Source organism: Mesorhizobium kowhaii (assembly GCF_042431665.1).
In the GTDB taxonomy this organism is placed as follows: Bacteria; Pseudomonadota; Alphaproteobacteria; order Rhizobiales; family Rhizobiaceae; genus Mesorhizobium; species Mesorhizobium kowhaii.
Genome location: NZ_JBHLYT010000033.1, coordinates 430,289 through 444,843, shown reverse-complemented (window position 1 = coordinate 444,843; position 14,555 = coordinate 430,289). Strand labels below are relative to the sequence as shown.

Below are 14,555 nucleotides of genomic sequence, written 5' to 3'. Positions count from 1 at the left end.
ATGCCGCATCACATCCTCGTCGCCGACGATGATCCGCATATCCGCGAGGTGATCTGCTTTGCGCTGGAAAAGGCCGGCATGAAGACGCAAGCGGTGGCCGATGGTGCCGCCGCTCTGCAAGCGATCGGACGGCGCACACCTGACCTGGTCGTACTCGACATCGGCATGCCGGAGATGGACGGGCTGGAAGTCTGCCGGCGGCTGCGGCACACATCCGATGTGCCGGTGCTGTTCCTGTCCGCGCGAGATGAAGAAATCGATCGGGTGCTGGGTTTGGAAATGGGCGGCGACGACTATGTGACCAAGCCGTTCAGCCCGCGCGAGCTGGTCGCCCGCGTCAACGTCATCCTGCGGCGCGCCCGCCCGGTGCCGCCCGAACCGGCCGACGACAGGCAGTTCGCGCATGGCAAGCTCGCCTTGGCGCCGGCCAGCCATAGCGCCAGCTTCGACGGCAAGCCGCTTGCCCTGACGGGCATAGAATTCTCGATCCTGAAGGGGTTTTTGGCGCGGCCGACGCATGTGCTCGACCGTGATGCGGTGATGGCCAATGCCTATGCCGCCAACATCCATGTCGCCGACCGCACCGTCGACAGCCATATCCGCAACATCCGCGCCAAGCTGGCGGCGGCGGGCTGCCTGGATGCCATCGAGACCGTGCATGGCGTCGGCTTCCGGCTCGGCCGATGCGGCTGACGACCTCTCGCAAGTGGATCGGCCGCAAATGGCGGCCTCGCCTCGCCACGGTTGTCGTCGCCATCCTGATCCTGGTGATGGCCTTGCCGCTGGTCGGCCTGTTCTTCTTCCGGCTCTACGAGAACCAGCTGATCCGCCAGACCGAGGCCGAGCTGATCGCGCAAGGTGCTGCCATCGCCGCCATCTATGCGCAGGACGTGCGCGACGCCGGCATCCCGCCGGACAAGCTCGGCGCGCCGATGCCGCAAGCAAGCGGCGATGCGAGCCGGGGGGTCGATCCAGACCCTCTGTACCGGCCGATCGAACCGCGTCTCGATCTCGCCTCGGATTATGTGCTGCCGACGCGGCCGGCGGCGATGCCTGCCACCATCGATCCCGCCTTCGCGGCGATCGGCGCGCGCCTGTCTGGCATTCTCGATGCCACGCAGAAAACCACGCTGGCCGGCTTCCGGCTGCTCGACCCCGCGGGCGTCGTCATTGCCGGACGCGGCGAGGTCGGACTGTCGCTTGGCGGGGTCGAAGAGGTGCGCGCAGCACTTGCCGGGCGCTATGCCAGCGCGCTCAGGCTGCGCATCCCCGACCAGCCGCCGCCGCCGCTCTATTCGGTCAGCCGCGGCACCAAGGTGCGTGTCTTCGTCGCCCTGCCGGTGGCCGTCGACGGGAAGGTCGCCGGCGTGGTCTATGTGTCGCGGACGCCCAACAACATCGTCAAGCATCTCTATGGCGAGCGCGGCAAGGTGACCCTGGCGGCAATCGCCATTCTCGGCGGCACGCTGCTTATTGGCCTGGTCTTCCTGCGCACCGTCAGCCGGCCGATCTACGCGCTGATCGACCGCACGGAGCGCATCGCCGCCGGCGACCGCGCGGCGATCCGGCCGCTCGACCACCACGGCACCTACGAGATGGCGGAGCTTTCCGCCGCCTTCCTCGACATGGCCGAAAAGCTGCAGGCGCGATCAGACAGCATCCAGACTTTTGCCACCCATGTCTCGCATGAGCTCAAATCACCGCTGACGGCGATCCAGGGCGCGGCCGAGCTGCTGCGCGATTCCGGCTCGGCGATGGACGATGCCGAGCGGCGGCGCTTCTCCAACAATATCGTCACCGATGCGGGGCGGCTCAATCTGCTGGTCCGCCGCCTGCTTGATCTGGCGCGTGCCGAGAATCTCGCGCCGAGCGGCGAGAGCACCTCGATCGGCGCAGCGCTGGCGTTGCTGCCCGTCGACAACAGGCTGGCGGTACGCGTCGAGGCGGGCGGCGAGATCGGTTTGCTCATATCGGCCGAAAACGCGGCAATCGTGCTCGTCAATCTCATCGACAATTCGGCCAGGCACGGCGCGACGCAGGTTTCGGTCTCAGCGGCGAGCACCGGCGGCAAGGCGACCATCCTGGTCGGCGACGACGGCGCCGGCATTTCGCCCAGCAACCGGGCGCGCATCTTCGAGCCGTTCTTCACCACGCGGCGCGATTCCGGCGGCACCGGCATGGGGCTCGGCATCGTGCTGGCCCTCCTGAAAGCGCATGATGGTATGATCCGGCTGGTTGACTCCGAACGCGGCACGCGCTTCGAGATCATTCTGCCGGTTGTATGAATTGGAGCATGATCTTATCCGAAAACCGATACCCGCTTTTCGGGATCATGCTCTAGGATTGGAGAGGCAAAAGCGTGCGCTACGACATCGTCATCATCGGCGGGGCCATCGTCGGGTCCTCGATCGCCTATTATCTGCGCGAAGAGGGGTTTTCGGGCTCGATCGCGCTGATCGAGCGCGATCCGCAATTTGCGCATGCGGCAACGACACTGTCCTGCGCCTCCATCCGCCAGCAGTTCTCCATCCCGGAAAACATCCGCCTGTCGCAGTTCACGCTAAAGCTGTTCCGGCGGTTGAAGGAAGAGTTCGGCACTGACGCCGATATCGGTTTTCGCGAGGGCGGCTATCTCATCCTGGCCGGCGAGAACGGCTTGCCGATCCTGAAAGCCAATCACGACGCGCAGATGGCCGAGGGCGCCGACATCGTGCTCGAGGATGCGGATCAGCTGGTGCGCCGCTTTCCGTGGCTGTCGGCCGAGGGCATCACCGCCGGCGCCTACGGCCGGACAGGCGAGGGCTGGTTCGACGCCCATGCGATGCTGATGCTGTTCCGCAAGGCGCTGCGGGGCAAGAAGATCGATTTCATCACCGCCGACGTCACCGGCATCGAGCGGCAGGGCGACCGCGTCACCGGCGTCAGCCTCGACAATGGCGAGACGCTCGAAGCCGGCACCGTCATCAACGCCGCCGGGCCGAATGCCGGCAAGGTGGCTGACATGGCCGGACTGGCGCTGCCGGTCGAGCCGCGCAAGCGCAACGTCTTCGTATTCGAGGCGCGCGAGAAATATGCCGACATGCCGCTGCTAGTCGATCCCTCGGGCATCTATGTGCGGCCGGAAGGCTCGGTCTACATCACCGGCGGCGCCGAGCCGGAAGAGGGCGACGGTCCTGCCGATCCCGCCGATTTCGAGCCGGACTGGCCGCTGTTCGAAGAGGTCATCTGGCCGGTGCTGGCGACCCGCATTCCGGCCTTCGAGGCGATCAAGCCGACCCGTGCCTGGGCCGGGCACTACGACTACAACACGCTCGACCAGAACGCGGTGATCGGCCCGCATCCTGAGATCGGCAATTTCCTGTTCGCCAACGGCTTTTCCGGCCACGGCCTGCAGCAGGCGCCGGCGGTCGGCAAGGCGCTGGCCGAGCTGATCGTACATGGCGGCTACCGCACGGTGGACTGCGCGGCGTTCGGGTATGGCCGGGTTGCCGAGGGAAGGGCGTTCCGGGAATTGAATGTGATTTGACGACGGCGCTGCGGCCGGACGCAAGCTCTCTTTCCCTTCTCCCCTTGTGGGAGAAGGTGTCGCCGAAGACGACGGATGAGGGGTGCTCCAGCTTGGCACCGACGCGCCCCGTCCAACACCCCTCATCCGTCTCGGCGCTACGCGCCGATCCACCGCCCTGGGCGAGTCACGGGCCTCGCCCGCCCTTTGGGCCCCGCAGGGGGAGAAGGGAAGACGCGCGTCTAAGCTGCCGCCAGTCTTCCAGCGTCTACATAAGCCTGCAGCCAGCTCAGCACCCGCGCCCAACCTTCGGCATGCTCGGCCGCCGCTTCGCCCAGCCCGGCAAAACCGCCATGACAGATGGTGACGCGCGTGCCGGTGGCGATCGGCTGCAGCAGCCAGGCGACCGTCGTTTGCCGCCGGCCAAGCGTCGGATGATCCCACGCATAGGCCCGCGTCTGCACGATCCGGCGCGGCGCCTCGATGTCGAGGAATTCGCCGCTGGCCGGCAGATCCTTGCCGTCAGCCGCTCGGACGGTGACCTTCCAGCGGCCGCCGACGCGAAGATCGGCTGACCAATCGACCATCCGGTAGGTGTCGGCGGACCCCCACCAGTGCTCGACTTCGTCCGTGACCAGGGCGCGGAAGACACGCTCGGCGGGTGCGCCGATGTCGGCGCTTGCCATGACGGTCTCGCCATTGGTCATGCTGTGCACGACAGGGACATGCATCATAGGTACCTCCAACAAGATCGTTTCGCTATCGAAACGAGGGCATCAACCCTTCGACGCCGGGCGCGACAGACCCTTGCCGGTTTCGAGCAGGCTCTTCAGGCTTGACAGGATCAGCGGCCAGCCGTTGGAGACATGCTCCAGCAGTTTGTGCGGACCGTCCGCCCCGTGGGTGACGGCAAGCTTCATCATGTCGCCTTCCTGCTCGATGACGAAGGTGCAGCGCGTGTAGCCGTCGGCCTTCACCTCCGGCATGAACTCGTTGCGCCATTTGATCACGATGCGCCTGGGCGGATCGATCTCGAGGATCTCGCCGCTGTCGGTGACGCGGCCGTCGGCGTAGACCATCTTCCACGCCGAACCTTGCTTCCAGTCGCTCTGCATCTGGGCGCCGAGGAAATACTGCTGGTGGAACTCCGGCTCGGTCAGCGCTTCCCAGAGTTTTTCGGGCGTGGTGCGGATGTAGGTCACGTAGACGAAAGCGTTGCTCATCAGTCTTCCCTTTCGAGGCGTTTCTTCAAATCGCCAAGCGCGTTCAGCCGCCCGCGCTCGAATTTGCCGATCCAGCGGTCGGCGATCTCGTTGATGGGAACGGGGTTGAGGTAGTGCTCCTTCTCGCGCCCCTTGCGGATGGTGGTGACGAGGTTGGCTTCCTCCAGGATCGCCAGGTGCTTGGTCACCGCCTGGCGCGTCATGTCCATCTCCGCGCACAGCGCGTTCAGCGTCTGCCCGTTCCTGATATGGAGGCTGTCCAGCAATTTCCGGCGGGTCGGGTCGGCCAGGGCGCGAAAGACGGCATCCATACTCATGGCTTAATATGCAACCATTTGGTTGCATGTCAAGCGGCAAGGCTTTCACGCCGAGAAGGCGACCACGTCAGTACTTGCGGGAGAACCAGAAGGCGTCGGGCATGCGCATCATGCCGATCCGTTCGTAGAAGCCGACGGCGTCGGGCATGGAGATCAGGCTGATGGCGACGGATGGCCCGAGCTGCCGTCGCGCCTCGTCCATCAGGCCCTTGCCGATGCCGAGCCCCTGCGCCGATTGGGAAACGGCGAGTTCGGAGATGTAGCAGACCCAGGAGAAGTCGGTGAGGGCGCGGGCAACGCCGATCAGCGGCTTGCCCTCGACATCGAGACGCGCCGTCAGCACCAGATTGGCGCCTGAAAGCATCGCCTGCAGGCGGGCGTCGTCATCGACGGGGCGTGTCTCGCCGAGGCCGGATTCCACCAGCACACGGTGGAATTCGGCGATGTCGAGCGCGGGCTCGCGGGCATAGAGGATTTGGGAGTTTTGCGCCATGATCGCCAGACTGCACCATCGGGCGGCGAATTCGAAGCCGTTTTACGCAGCTGGCCATCCTGCACAAACAGTTGCCTTTTATTTGCCCGCGGCTTTGTGTAAACCGTGCCTCAGCAATTCCCCCGAAACAAGAACACGGGCAAAAGCCATGGAAAAATTCACCAAGCTCACCGGCGTCGCCGCGCCGATGCCGATCGTCAATGTCGACACCGACATGATCATCCCCAAGGATTATCTCAAGACGATCAAGCGCACCGGGCTCGGCACCGGCCTGTTCGCCGAAATGCGCTACAATGACGACGGTTCGGAAAATCCGGATTTCGTGCTCAACAAGCCGGCCTACCGCAAGGCGCAGATCCTGGTCGCCGGCGACAATTTCGGCTGCGGTTCGAGCCGCGAGCACGCGCCGTGGGCGCTGCTCGACTTCGGCATTCGCTGCGTCATCTCGACCTCGTTCGCCGACATCTTTTACAACAACTGCTTCAAGAACGGCGTGCTTCCGATCACCGTCAGCCCCGAAGACCTCGAAAAGCTGATGGACGACGCCTCGCGCGGCTCCAACGCCACTCTGTCGATCGACCTCGAGGCCAAGGAAATCCGCGGCCCCGATGGCGGCGTGGTCGCGTTCGACCTCGACGATTTCAAGCGACACTGCATGCTCAATGGTCTCGACGATATCGGCCTGACCATGGAGAAGGCCGGCGCCATCGATTCGTTCGAGAAGAGAAACGCCGAGCAGCGCCCCTGGGCCTGAAAGCAGCGCCGACGGCGGGTCTTCGCTTCGGGTAGAACGAGGACTTGTCATGACACGCTTGCTTGTTGCCGTCGCCTGCGGGCTGGTGTTGATCTTGCTGCCGGCGACGAGCCTGTTTGCCCAGGCGCCTGTCATCGACCAGAAGGCGCCGATCCCGTTCGAGGGTGGTCAATTTACCATCACCCAGCAGGAGCCGGACGGCGAAAAGGTGCTCGCCTATGACGGCCAGACGCTGGCGAGCAATTATGACGTCTTCTTCGACAGGATCATCGACATAGCCGGCACTGAAGTGGCGCTGGTCGATGTCGGCGACGGCAACATCGACCATCTCTGCGGTCCCCCCGTGATGATCGTGTGGAAGCCGAAAGGCGGTACGATCCAGGGCATCACGGTCGAGCAGGATGGATGCGGCGCGCCGGCGTCGGTGACCGACGATGTCATCTATTTCGTCCCCTATCTGCTGCCGGGCGCCTCGAAGCGGGCGATGCAATGGTCGCCGACCGACGGGCTGACGATTGCGGGCAATCTTACCTACATGCCGGATCCCGGCACGGGCTGGAAAGATGTCGACGTGTCGAAATACGAGGACATGATCGACGCCTTTCACAACGAGGCCGTCTACAGGGACGCCACGGCCTTGCTTGGCAAGGACATGACCGTTCTGGCAGCCAGCTTTCTGGCCGCCGGCGGCACGAAAACAACCGCGTCCGGCATCGTCTATTTCGACGGCTGCGCGCCGCACAATTGCGGCGGCAATCACGGTTTCATGGCGGTCGATCAGACCAACCACAAGCTCTATTTCGCCCACAGCGGCGACAAGCCCAGGATGGATGTATGGCCGCCGGTGCAGACCTGGCCGGCCGATGTCAAGGCGGCGCTGGAAGAGGCGATGGGGTCTGCGAACTAGGGCATGTTGATATTCAGGTGATGCCGGCCTGCAAACGGCTGATACCTGCGCTTCCGGTGCTCACGTACCCAAACGTACGCTCCGCTCCGGTTCTCGGAACCCACCTTGTTTGCTTCGCGCCCGTCTTCGACTCCGGCTCGGCCTGACCTGAATCTCAACACACCCTGGACCCTCTTCGAGAACACGGTCGGTCATTCGACTGGTGCGACTCAGAGCAACTGGCGTTTCATGTCCGGCTGGCTATGATCTGACGAAACGGAGGATCACCATGACACGTTCGCTTCTTGCCGGCGCTTGCGGGCTGGCCCTTTTGCTGCTGCCTGCGACGAGTGCTTATGCCCAGACGCAGACGCCCGCGGCGCAGCTCGCGCCATCCACCGAGAAACCTGCCACCGATCAGGGGACGGGCGCCGCCGATGCTTCCGACGACGACAAGCAGGCGCCTGTGCCGTTCGAAGGCGGCCAGCTGACCATCACCCAGCCGGAACAGGACGGTGAGAAGGTGCTTGCCTATGATGGCCAGCAACTGGCAACCAACTACGACGTCTTCTTCGACAGAATAGTCGAGGTCGGCGGCGTCAAGGTGGCGCTGTTCGATGTCGGGGACGGCGGCAATCAATGCGGCCCGGCCACGGTGATCATCTGGAAGCCGGAAGGTGGCACCATCCAGAGCACGACGGTCGAACAGGACGACTGCGGCGCACCGCCCTCGGCGGTGTCCGACAACGCCATCTATTTCGTGCCCTATCTGTTGCCGGGAGATGAGAAGCCGGCTTTGCAATGGTCGCCGACCGACGGGCTGACGATTTCAGGCAATTTGACCTACATGCCGGAACCCGGCACGGATTGGAAAGACATCAATCCGGAAAAGTACCAGAACATCATCGACGCCTTCCATAACGAGGCTGTCTACAAGGAAGCGCAAAAGCTGCTCGGCAAGGACATGCCCGACATGGCGACCAGCCTGCTGGTCGGCGGCGGCACGGAAAAGACCGCTTCGGGCGCCTTCTACGCCAGCGGCTGCGTGCCGCATGACTGCGGCGGCAATGACGGCTTCATGGCGGTCGACCCGGCCCAGCACAAGCTCTATTTCGCCCGCCGCGGCGACAATGGCCAGCCGAACGCCTGGCCGGCGATGACGACATGGCCGGCCGATGTGAAGGAGGCGCTCGACAAGGCGCTGGGGTCGGGAAATTAAGGGTTCCAGGCAGGTAATCACCACCGCCGCGACATCTAAGGTTTGCACCGCCATTCCACTCGCGTTGGCCCATGGCTGGCTCCGCGTTTTCCCTGCAAAATGGCCGCTACAATCCTGCGAGGCACCTCATGCGAAAACTGATCTCCACCGGCTCGCCGTTCGAAAAGACCGCCGGCTATTCGCGTGCGGTGGTGCAGGGCGACTGGTGTTTCGTGTCCGGAACGACCGGCTATGACTATGCGACGATGACGATGCCGGACACCGTTGAGGCGCAGGCGCGCAATTGCCTGGCGACGATCGGCAAGGCGTTGCAGGACGGCGGCTTCGAGATGGCCGACGTGGTGCGGGCGCATTACTACATCACCGATGGCGCCTTCGTGGATATCGTCTTCCCGATCCTCGGCGAGACGTTCGGCGATATCAGGCCGGCGGCGACGATGATCGTCTGCCAGCTCAACAAGCCGGAAATGAAGATCGAGATCGAAGTGACGGCGCTGCGGCGCACGGCATGAAGGCGGGCAGACGATGAAAGTCCGGCGGATCGTTGCCAACATCGAGACATCAGACATCGCGGCGGCGAAGCGCTTCTACCAGGACGTGCTCGGCCTCGACGTGCTGATGGACCATGGCTGGATCGCGACCTTGGGCTCGCAAGAAAAAATGGACGTCCAGATCAGCTTTGCCGCCGAGGGCGGCTCCGGCTCGCCGGTGCCGGATCTGTCGATCGAGGTCGACGATGTCGATGCGGCGCTCGACGCCATGGAGGCGGCCGGCTTCGCCATCGAATACGGCCCGGCGGACGAGCCCTGGGGCGTACGGCGCTTTTATGTGCGCGATCCGTTCGGCAGGTTGGTCAACATTCTCTCGCATCGGTGAACGGTGGTTCTGAACCGCAGGCTTGCGCGCCGGGCGCTTGGCGTTTAGCAAGGCCGCGGTTCAAATTCTTTCCAGGACGGTTTTCCCATGGCAACGAAGCATCTTTTCCTGCTCGCCGGCGACGGCATCGGTCCGGAGGCGATGGCCGAGGTCAAGAAGCTGATATCAGCCATGAATGACAAGCTCGGCAGCGGCTTTACCACCGAGGACGGCCTGGTCGGCGGCTGCGCCTACGATGCGCATGGCGCGGCGATTTCCGATGCCGACATGGCAAAGGCGATGGCTGCCGACGCGGTGCTGTTCGGCGCCGTCGGCGGGCCGAAATGGGATGCCGTACCCTACGAGGTGCGCCCCGAAGCCGGCCTGCTGCGCCTGCGCAAGGACATGGAGCTGTTCGCCAATCTGCGCCCCGCCATCTGCTATCCGGCACTCGCCGCATCCTCCTCGCTCAAGCAGGAGGTGGTCGAAGGTCTCGACATCTTGATCGTGCGCGAGCTGACCGGCGGCGTCTATTTCGGCGAGCCGAAGCAGATCATCGATCTCGGCAATGGCCAGAAGCGCGGCATCGACACCCAGGTCTACGACACGTTCGAGATCGAGCGCATTTCGGGCGTGGCGTTCGAGCTGGCGCGCACGCGCAAGAACCATGTCACCTCGATGGAAAAGCGCAACGTCATGAAGTCGGGCGTGTTGTGGAACGAGGTCGTCACCCAGACCCACAAGGCGCGGTACTCCGACGTCAAGCTCGACCACATGCTGGCCGATGCCGGCGGCATGCAGCTGGTGCGCTGGCCAAAACAGTTCGACGTCATCGTCACCGACAATCTGTTCGGCGACATGCTGTCCGACATCGCCGCCATGCTCACCGGCTCGATCGGCATGCTGCCGTCGGCTTCGCTCGGTGCGCCGGATGTGAAGACCAAGAAGCGCAAGGCGCTGTACGAGCCGGTGCACGGTTCGGCGCCCGACATTGCCGGCAAGGGCATCGCCAACCCGATCGCCATGATCGCGTCCTTTGCCATGTGCCTGCGCTATTCCTTCGGCATGGTCGAGGAAGCCGACCGTGTGGAAGCCGCGATTGCCGCCGTGCTCGACGAAGGCCTGCGCACCAAGGACATTCTGTCCGAGGGCATGACCGAGGTCGGCACCGTTCAGATGGGCGACGCGATCATCGCCAAATTCCTCGGCTGATACCGTGCCGGTCGACGTCCGCTGGGCGACGACCGGGGATGCGATGGCGCTCGCCGATATGCTGTGCGAGATGGCTGTTCACTACCGGCAGCCGCCTCTTGCTGCCGACCGCGCCTTGTCGGCGGCACGAAAATGGCTCGGCGAGGAAAGTCCGGCCTATCCGCATTTCGCGCTGGCCTTCGTCGCGGGCGAGGTCAGCGGCCTGGCGTCGGTGGCGATCGCGCATCCCGGCATCGATCTCGAGCGGTTGCTGTTCCTCAAGGACCTGTTCGTGCGCGACAAGGTTCGCAACGCCGGCGTCGGCCGGGCGCTGATCGGCTTTCTCGCAGACCATTGCCGGCGCCATGGCATCGGCCGTATCGACCTGACCACCGAGGACTGGAACGAGGGCGCGCTGCGGTTCTACGACCGGCTCGGCGCCGAGCGCCACGGCCAAAAGGTCTTTCTCAGGCTTTCGGGAGAGGCGCTGAAGGCGGTCAAATCCTGACGCCCGCCGGTACCGGTCCCCACTTGTTTTCCCTGGCCTGCGTCGGAATCAGCGCGCAGACCAGGATGATCAGGCTGCCGATCGTGGGGATGAGGATCACCAGGCAGAGCCAGCCCGTCACGCCAATATCGTGCAGCCGGCGCACGATCACGCCGAGGCTGGGCAGGAACGTCGCCAAAATGAAGGTGCCGCAAAGCCCAACCGTTACCGCTGCCGACACATCGCTGTCGAAATCGCCCATATCCATATCGGTGAACAGGCCGATGCCGCCAATGATCAGCAGGCAAACCGTCCAGAACAGGCAGTAGCCCCAATATTCCTTGCGCCGGGCGCGGCCGGCGAAGTTGAAGTAGTTCCGCGTCACGCCGCGCCAGAAATAGCCCCACAAATCGGTGGGTTCGGCCGGTTCGGCGGAGCGGCCGAAATTCTGTGCATGGGGTGCACCGGCGGCAGCTTTATTGCCGGCTTGAGCCGGTGTGGCGCTCGTGCTGGCGTCGGCGGCGGGGGCTGCGGTCTGGACGGCGATCGAAAAGACGTCTCGCGCCTGGCCGCCGCCCGGCTGGAACTCGACGGCCGTGCCGTTGGGCATCGCGGTTTGCCGGCGCAGGTTCTCGCGGGTGAAGGTGTAGCGATTGCCGTCGGCTCCGGTGATGAAGCCGAAGCCCTGCTCCTCGTCATAGTGAAGCACTTCGCCGCGCATATCCTGCCCCCGCTTGCCACGTCCCCGCCAAGGTGTGGCACAGGGCCGAGCCCATGGGCAAGACCATGCCCGTGGCTACCGTCTTCGCCGCGAATGAAGCATAAGACGGAAATTGCAGTCGTCTTCACCAAACGCGGACAATGTCAGCCAAGAGTGCTGATGCCGAAATTGTGAATCGACCCGGTAGGGCGCGGACAGTCCGTTGGAGGCAAAATGAAGAGAAAACGGCTCGCTTTGTACACGTTCGGTATCTTCCGCGCGCCAGCCAATGACGCGGTGAACCAGGGCTTTCATGACCGCAACGATCGCAATTTTCTGGTTGCCGAAACCAGCGAAGGGTTCATCGCCAGGTCGGGCTATCCGGAAGAACCTGGTCCCGAAAGCTGGGGCGAGCAGGTTTTTCCGCGCTTCTACAGTGAACGAGGGGACGGTTGGTCGCCATCGACGTTGTCGCTCTGGAAAGACCTGGCATCGCCAATGGCATTCTCTTACGCGGGAATTCATATGGAGGCGATGAGGCACGGACGAGAATGGTTTCTCAAACCCGCCTGGCCACCCTATGTGCTTTGGTGGGTCGAGTGGGATCATGCGCCTACCTGGACGGAGGCCGTGGCCCGACATGAATTCCTTCATGACCACAAGGCCAGCCCTTTCGCCTTCGATTTCAAGACATGTTTCGACGAAGATGGCCGCCCAACGACAATCGATAGCCAGGCGGTCAAGCGAAACATACGTCTGAATGAAGAGCGGCAGCAATTGATCTGACCAGGCGCGCGGACGGCAATCCGCCCATCCCGGCCATTTGGCGCAGCCCAGCTGATTTCGACCCTAGGCTGGCCGCTTCTTCGCCTTCTTGTGCTTCGGCGCGCCGGTGTTTTCGAACTTCGGCTTGCCCGGCTTCTTGGCCCACGGCTTTGCCTCGAATGCGGCGGCGGGGCGCTGGTCGGCCGATGCCGGTGCCGGCGCACGCTTCTCGAATTTGCGCTTCGGCGCGTTGGGGTCGAACGGCGCCTTGCCGCGATGCGGTTTCTTGTCAGGGCTTGGCGGTTGATAGCCGGCCCGCGACAGGTCGGGCGTGCCGTCGAGCCGCTTCACCACGATGTTGTTCTGCAATTTGCGGTCGGGACCGATCGCCGCCAGGAAGCGGTCGGCCCAATCCGCCGCGATCTGCACGAAGGTCTCTTCGGGCTGCATCTTGATGGCGCCGATCTCGCGCTTGCTGATGCTACCGGCACGGCACAGCATCGGAATCAGCCAGCGCGGCTCGGCATTCTGCCGGCGTCCGATCGACAGCGAGAACCAGACGCTGGCGCCGAAATCCTCGCGGCGGCTGGGCGCCTCGTCCCGGCGTGCGAAGTTTTCGCCCGCCTGTTTTTCACGCGATGGCGTGAACGGTGCGATCTCCATGAGATCCTCGGGCGCCGAGCGGCTGGAACGGCACAGGCGCACGAAGGCGGCGGCCACCTGTTCGGCGCCATGCTTGTCGAGAAGCTCGCCGATGAAGCCGCGTTCCTCATCCTTCACAGGCTCGCTGAAGGCGGGGTCGGCAAGGATGCGCTCGTCGTCGCGGCGCAGCACGTCGTCGGCCGAAGGCGGGCTGGCCCATGTCGCCTTGAGCCCGGCGTTCTGCAACAGCCGTTCGGTGCGCTTGCGGGCGCTGTTGGGCACGATCAGCGCGCTGACGCCCTTGCGGCCGGCCCGTCCGGTGCGGCCGCTGCGGTGCAGCAGCGTCTCCGGGTTGGTCGGCAGGTCGGCGTGGATCACCAGTTCGAGGTTGGGCAGGTCGATGCCGCGCGCCGCGACGTCGGTGGCGATGCAGACCTTGGCGCGGCCGTCGCGCATCGCCTGCAGCGCATGGCTGCGCTCGTTCTGGCTGAGTTCGCCCGAGAGTGCGACGACGGAAAAGTTGCGGTTGTTGAAGCGCGCGGTGAGATGGTTGACGGCAGCGCGGGTGTTGCAGAACACCAGCGCGTTCTTCGCTTCGTAGTAGCGCAGCACGTTGATGATGGCGTTCTCGCGGTCGGCCTGGGCAACGCTCAGCGCCCGGTATTCGATGTCGAGATGCTGCTTTTCCTCGCCGGCGGCCGAGATGCGCACGGCGTTGCGCTGGTAGCCCTGGGCGAGCGTTGCGATGGAGCGCGGCACGGTGGCCGAGAACATCAGCGTGCGGCGCTCGGCGGGGGCCGCGTCGAGGATGAATTCGAGGTCCTCGCGAAAGCCGAGATCGAGCATCTCGTCGGCTTCGTCGAGCACCACGGCCTTGAGCGCCGACATGTCGAGCGAGTGCCGCGTGATGTGGTCGCGCAGGCGGCCTGGCGTGCCGACGACGATGTGGGCGCCACGCTCCAGCGCGCGCCGTTCGGTGCGCATGTCCATGCCGCCGACGCAGGACGCCACCGTGGCGCCGGTCAGCTCGTAGAGCCATTCCAGCTCGCGCGTCACCTGCAAGGCCAGTTCGCGCGTCGGCGCCACCGCCAGCGCCAGCGGCGCCGCGGCGTGGGCAAAGCGCTCCGCGCCGCCCAGAAGGGTCGGCGCCAAGGCGAGGCCGAAGGCCACCGTCTTGCCGGAGCCGGTCTGCGCCGACACCAGCGCATCGGCCTCACCGAGTTCGGGAGCCAGAACCGCCTTTTGCACCGGCGTCAGTTCGGAATAGCCGCGTTTTTCCAGCGCGCTGGCAAGCGCTGGAACAATAGCTTCGAAGTTGGACATCTTACTCTTTCGGAATTCAGGGCCTGCCCATCGGGCAACAATGCCGGGGCTGGCGTCGCGCCTGCCAATGATCTCTGGCCGTTCGTACTTCGCGCGGCCGCTATTGTACAGGGCAAGCAGCTCTCGGAGGCCAGCCAATCGCCGGCGCTGCGGGTTGGGCAAGCGGAAAACTCAAACTTCGAGCGATTGGCCACG

Annotated in this window: 17 protein-coding genes; 11 read left to right on the top strand and 6 right to left on the bottom strand. The window is 64.4% G+C overall.

Features of this window, described 5'->3' with window-relative positions; genetic code table 11:
• From ACFFNA_RS21745 to ACFFNA_RS21735, 3 genes are all read left to right on the top strand, one after another.
• Positions 1-693, top strand: coding sequence for a response regulator (locus ACFFNA_RS21745; protein ID WP_378921477.1), 693 nt, complete (start codon positions 1-3; stop codon positions 691-693).
• Entirely contained in the window at positions 684-2,285 is a 1,602-nt protein-coding gene (locus ACFFNA_RS21740; protein ID WP_378921475.1) for a sensor histidine kinase, read from the top strand. The genes ACFFNA_RS21745 and ACFFNA_RS21740 overlap by 10 nt, the downstream gene beginning before the upstream one ends.
• Before the next feature lie 74 nt (positions 2,286-2,359).
• Positions 2,360-3,526: an NAD(P)/FAD-dependent oxidoreductase gene (locus tag ACFFNA_RS21735; protein ID WP_378921473.1), complete on the top strand. Its 1,167-nt coding sequence runs from the start codon at positions 2,360-2,362 to the stop codon at positions 3,524-3,526.
• A gap of 221 nt (positions 3,527-3,747) precedes the next feature.
• Here the strand turns inward: ACFFNA_RS21735 and ACFFNA_RS21730 are convergent, their stop codons facing one another.
• The 4 genes from ACFFNA_RS21730 to ACFFNA_RS21715 all read right to left on the bottom strand — a co-directional run bounded on the left by ACFFNA_RS21730 (position 3,748) and on the right by ACFFNA_RS21715 (position 5,538).
• Entirely contained in the window at positions 3,748-4,239 is a 492-nt protein-coding gene (locus ACFFNA_RS21730) for an SRPBCC family protein (protein WP_378921471.1), read from the bottom strand.
• A gap of 42 nt (positions 4,240-4,281) precedes the next feature.
• A complete protein-coding gene (locus ACFFNA_RS21725) occupies positions 4,282-4,728 on the bottom strand; it encodes an SRPBCC family protein (protein ID WP_378921469.1) in 447 nt (148 codons plus the stop codon).
• A complete protein-coding gene (locus tag ACFFNA_RS21720; RefSeq protein ID WP_378921691.1) occupies positions 4,728-5,039 on the bottom strand; it encodes an ArsR/SmtB family transcription factor in 312 nt (103 codons plus the stop codon). Before ACFFNA_RS21720 ends, ACFFNA_RS21725 begins: the two co-directional genes overlap by 1 nt.
• A 73-nt stretch (positions 5,040-5,112) precedes the next feature.
• Positions 5,113-5,538 (bottom strand): GNAT family N-acetyltransferase, encoded by a 426-nt coding sequence (locus ACFFNA_RS21715; protein ID WP_378921467.1) that lies wholly within the window; start codon positions 5,536-5,538, stop codon positions 5,113-5,115.
• A 148-nt stretch (positions 5,539-5,686) separates the two neighbouring features.
• Between ACFFNA_RS21715 and leuD the strand changes: the two genes are divergently transcribed.
• The 7 genes from leuD (at position 5,687) to ACFFNA_RS21680 (ending at position 10,951) form a co-directional block, all read left to right on the top strand.
• Positions 5,687-6,292 (top strand): 3-isopropylmalate dehydratase small subunit, encoded by a 606-nt coding sequence (leuD, locus tag ACFFNA_RS21710; RefSeq protein WP_378921465.1) that lies wholly within the window; start codon positions 5,687-5,689, stop codon positions 6,290-6,292.
• Between the two features lie 49 nt (positions 6,293-6,341).
• Entirely contained in the window at positions 6,342-7,199 is an 858-nt protein-coding gene (locus ACFFNA_RS21705) for an Ivy family c-type lysozyme inhibitor (protein WP_378921463.1), read from the top strand.
• Positions 7,200-7,467: 268 nt separating this feature from the next.
• Positions 7,468-8,397 carry an Ivy family c-type lysozyme inhibitor gene (locus ACFFNA_RS21700; RefSeq protein WP_378921461.1) on the top strand — a complete coding sequence of 310 codons (930 nt, stop codon included), beginning with the start codon at positions 7,468-7,470 and terminating at the stop codon, positions 8,395-8,397.
• Between the two features lie 128 nt (positions 8,398-8,525).
• Positions 8,526-8,909: a RidA family protein gene (locus tag ACFFNA_RS21695; RefSeq protein ID WP_378921459.1), complete on the top strand. Its 384-nt coding sequence runs from the start codon at positions 8,526-8,528 to the stop codon at positions 8,907-8,909.
• Positions 8,910-8,922: 13 nt separating this feature from the next.
• Positions 8,923-9,273, top strand: a complete 351-nt coding sequence (locus tag ACFFNA_RS21690; RefSeq protein WP_378921457.1) for a VOC family protein — start codon at positions 8,923-8,925, stop codon at positions 9,271-9,273.
• A gap of 87 nt (positions 9,274-9,360) precedes the next feature.
• A complete protein-coding gene (gene leuB / locus ACFFNA_RS21685; RefSeq protein WP_378921455.1) occupies positions 9,361-10,464 on the top strand; it encodes a 3-isopropylmalate dehydrogenase in 1,104 nt (367 codons plus the stop codon).
• Positions 10,465-10,468: 4 nt separating this feature from the next.
• Positions 10,469-10,951, top strand: coding sequence for a GNAT family N-acetyltransferase (locus ACFFNA_RS21680; RefSeq protein ID WP_111544084.1), 483 nt, complete (start codon positions 10,469-10,471; stop codon positions 10,949-10,951).
• Here ACFFNA_RS21680 and ACFFNA_RS21675 read toward each other — a convergent pair.
• Complete coding sequence (locus tag ACFFNA_RS21675) at positions 10,941-11,651, bottom strand: DUF805 domain-containing protein (protein WP_378921453.1); 711 nt, start codon at positions 11,649-11,651, stop codon at positions 10,941-10,943. The two genes, ACFFNA_RS21680 and ACFFNA_RS21675, sit on opposite strands and share 11 nt — an antisense overlap.
• A 213-nt stretch (positions 11,652-11,864) precedes the next feature.
• On the opposite strand from ACFFNA_RS21675, the gene ACFFNA_RS21670 reads away from it, so the two are divergent.
• Positions 11,865-12,416, top strand: a complete 552-nt coding sequence (locus tag ACFFNA_RS21670; RefSeq protein ID WP_378921451.1) for a DUF3291 domain-containing protein — start codon at positions 11,865-11,867, stop codon at positions 12,414-12,416.
• Positions 12,417-12,479: 63 nt separating this feature from the next.
• Here ACFFNA_RS21670 and ACFFNA_RS21665 read toward each other — a convergent pair whose 3' ends face one another.
• Positions 12,480-14,360, bottom strand: coding sequence for a DEAD/DEAH box helicase (locus ACFFNA_RS21665; RefSeq protein ID WP_378921449.1), 1,881 nt, complete (start codon positions 14,358-14,360; stop codon positions 12,480-12,482).
• Positions 14,361-14,555: the final 195 nt, after the last annotated feature.

What these genes read in the sequence shown, in the direction of transcription:
- ACFFNA_RS21715 (WP_378921467.1), bottom strand. Translation starts at nt 5,538, where the DNA reads ATGGCGCAAAACTCCCAAATCCTCTATGCCCGCGAGCCCGCGCTCGAC.
- ACFFNA_RS21695 (WP_378921459.1), top strand. Translation starts at nt 8,526, where the DNA reads ATGCGAAAACTGATCTCCACCGGCTCGCCGTTCGAAAAGACCGCCGGC.
- ACFFNA_RS21670 (WP_378921451.1), top strand. Translation starts at nt 11,865, where the DNA reads ATGAAGAGAAAACGGCTCGCTTTGTACACGTTCGGTATCTTCCGCGCG.
- leuD (WP_378921465.1), top strand. Translation starts at nt 5,687, where the DNA reads ATGGAAAAATTCACCAAGCTCACCGGCGTCGCCGCGCCGATGCCGATC.
- ACFFNA_RS21705 (WP_378921463.1), top strand. Translation starts at nt 6,342, where the DNA reads ATGACACGCTTGCTTGTTGCCGTCGCCTGCGGGCTGGTGTTGATCTTG.
- ACFFNA_RS21665 (WP_378921449.1), bottom strand. Translation starts at nt 14,360, where the DNA reads ATGTCCAACTTCGAAGCTATTGTTCCAGCGCTTGCCAGCGCGCTGGAA.
- ACFFNA_RS21740 (WP_378921475.1), top strand. Translation starts at nt 684, where the DNA reads ATGCGGCTGACGACCTCTCGCAAGTGGATCGGCCGCAAATGGCGGCCT.
- ACFFNA_RS21675 (WP_378921453.1), bottom strand. Translation starts at nt 11,651, where the DNA reads ATGCGCGGCGAAGTGCTTCACTATGACGAGGAGCAGGGCTTCGGCTTC.
- ACFFNA_RS21725 (WP_378921469.1), bottom strand. Translation starts at nt 4,728, where the DNA reads ATGAGCAACGCTTTCGTCTACGTGACCTACATCCGCACCACGCCCGAA.
- ACFFNA_RS21720 (WP_378921691.1), bottom strand. Translation starts at nt 5,039, where the DNA reads ATGGATGCCGTCTTTCGCGCCCTGGCCGACCCGACCCGCCGGAAATTG.
- ACFFNA_RS21745 (WP_378921477.1), top strand. Translation starts at nt 1, where the DNA reads ATGCCGCATCACATCCTCGTCGCCGACGATGATCCGCATATCCGCGAG.
- ACFFNA_RS21700 (WP_378921461.1), top strand. Translation starts at nt 7,468, where the DNA reads ATGACACGTTCGCTTCTTGCCGGCGCTTGCGGGCTGGCCCTTTTGCTG.
- ACFFNA_RS21690 (WP_378921457.1), top strand. Translation starts at nt 8,923, where the DNA reads ATGAAAGTCCGGCGGATCGTTGCCAACATCGAGACATCAGACATCGCG.
- leuB (WP_378921455.1), top strand. Translation starts at nt 9,361, where the DNA reads ATGGCAACGAAGCATCTTTTCCTGCTCGCCGGCGACGGCATCGGTCCG.
- ACFFNA_RS21730 (WP_378921471.1), bottom strand. Translation starts at nt 4,239, where the DNA reads ATGATGCATGTCCCTGTCGTGCACAGCATGACCAATGGCGAGACCGTC.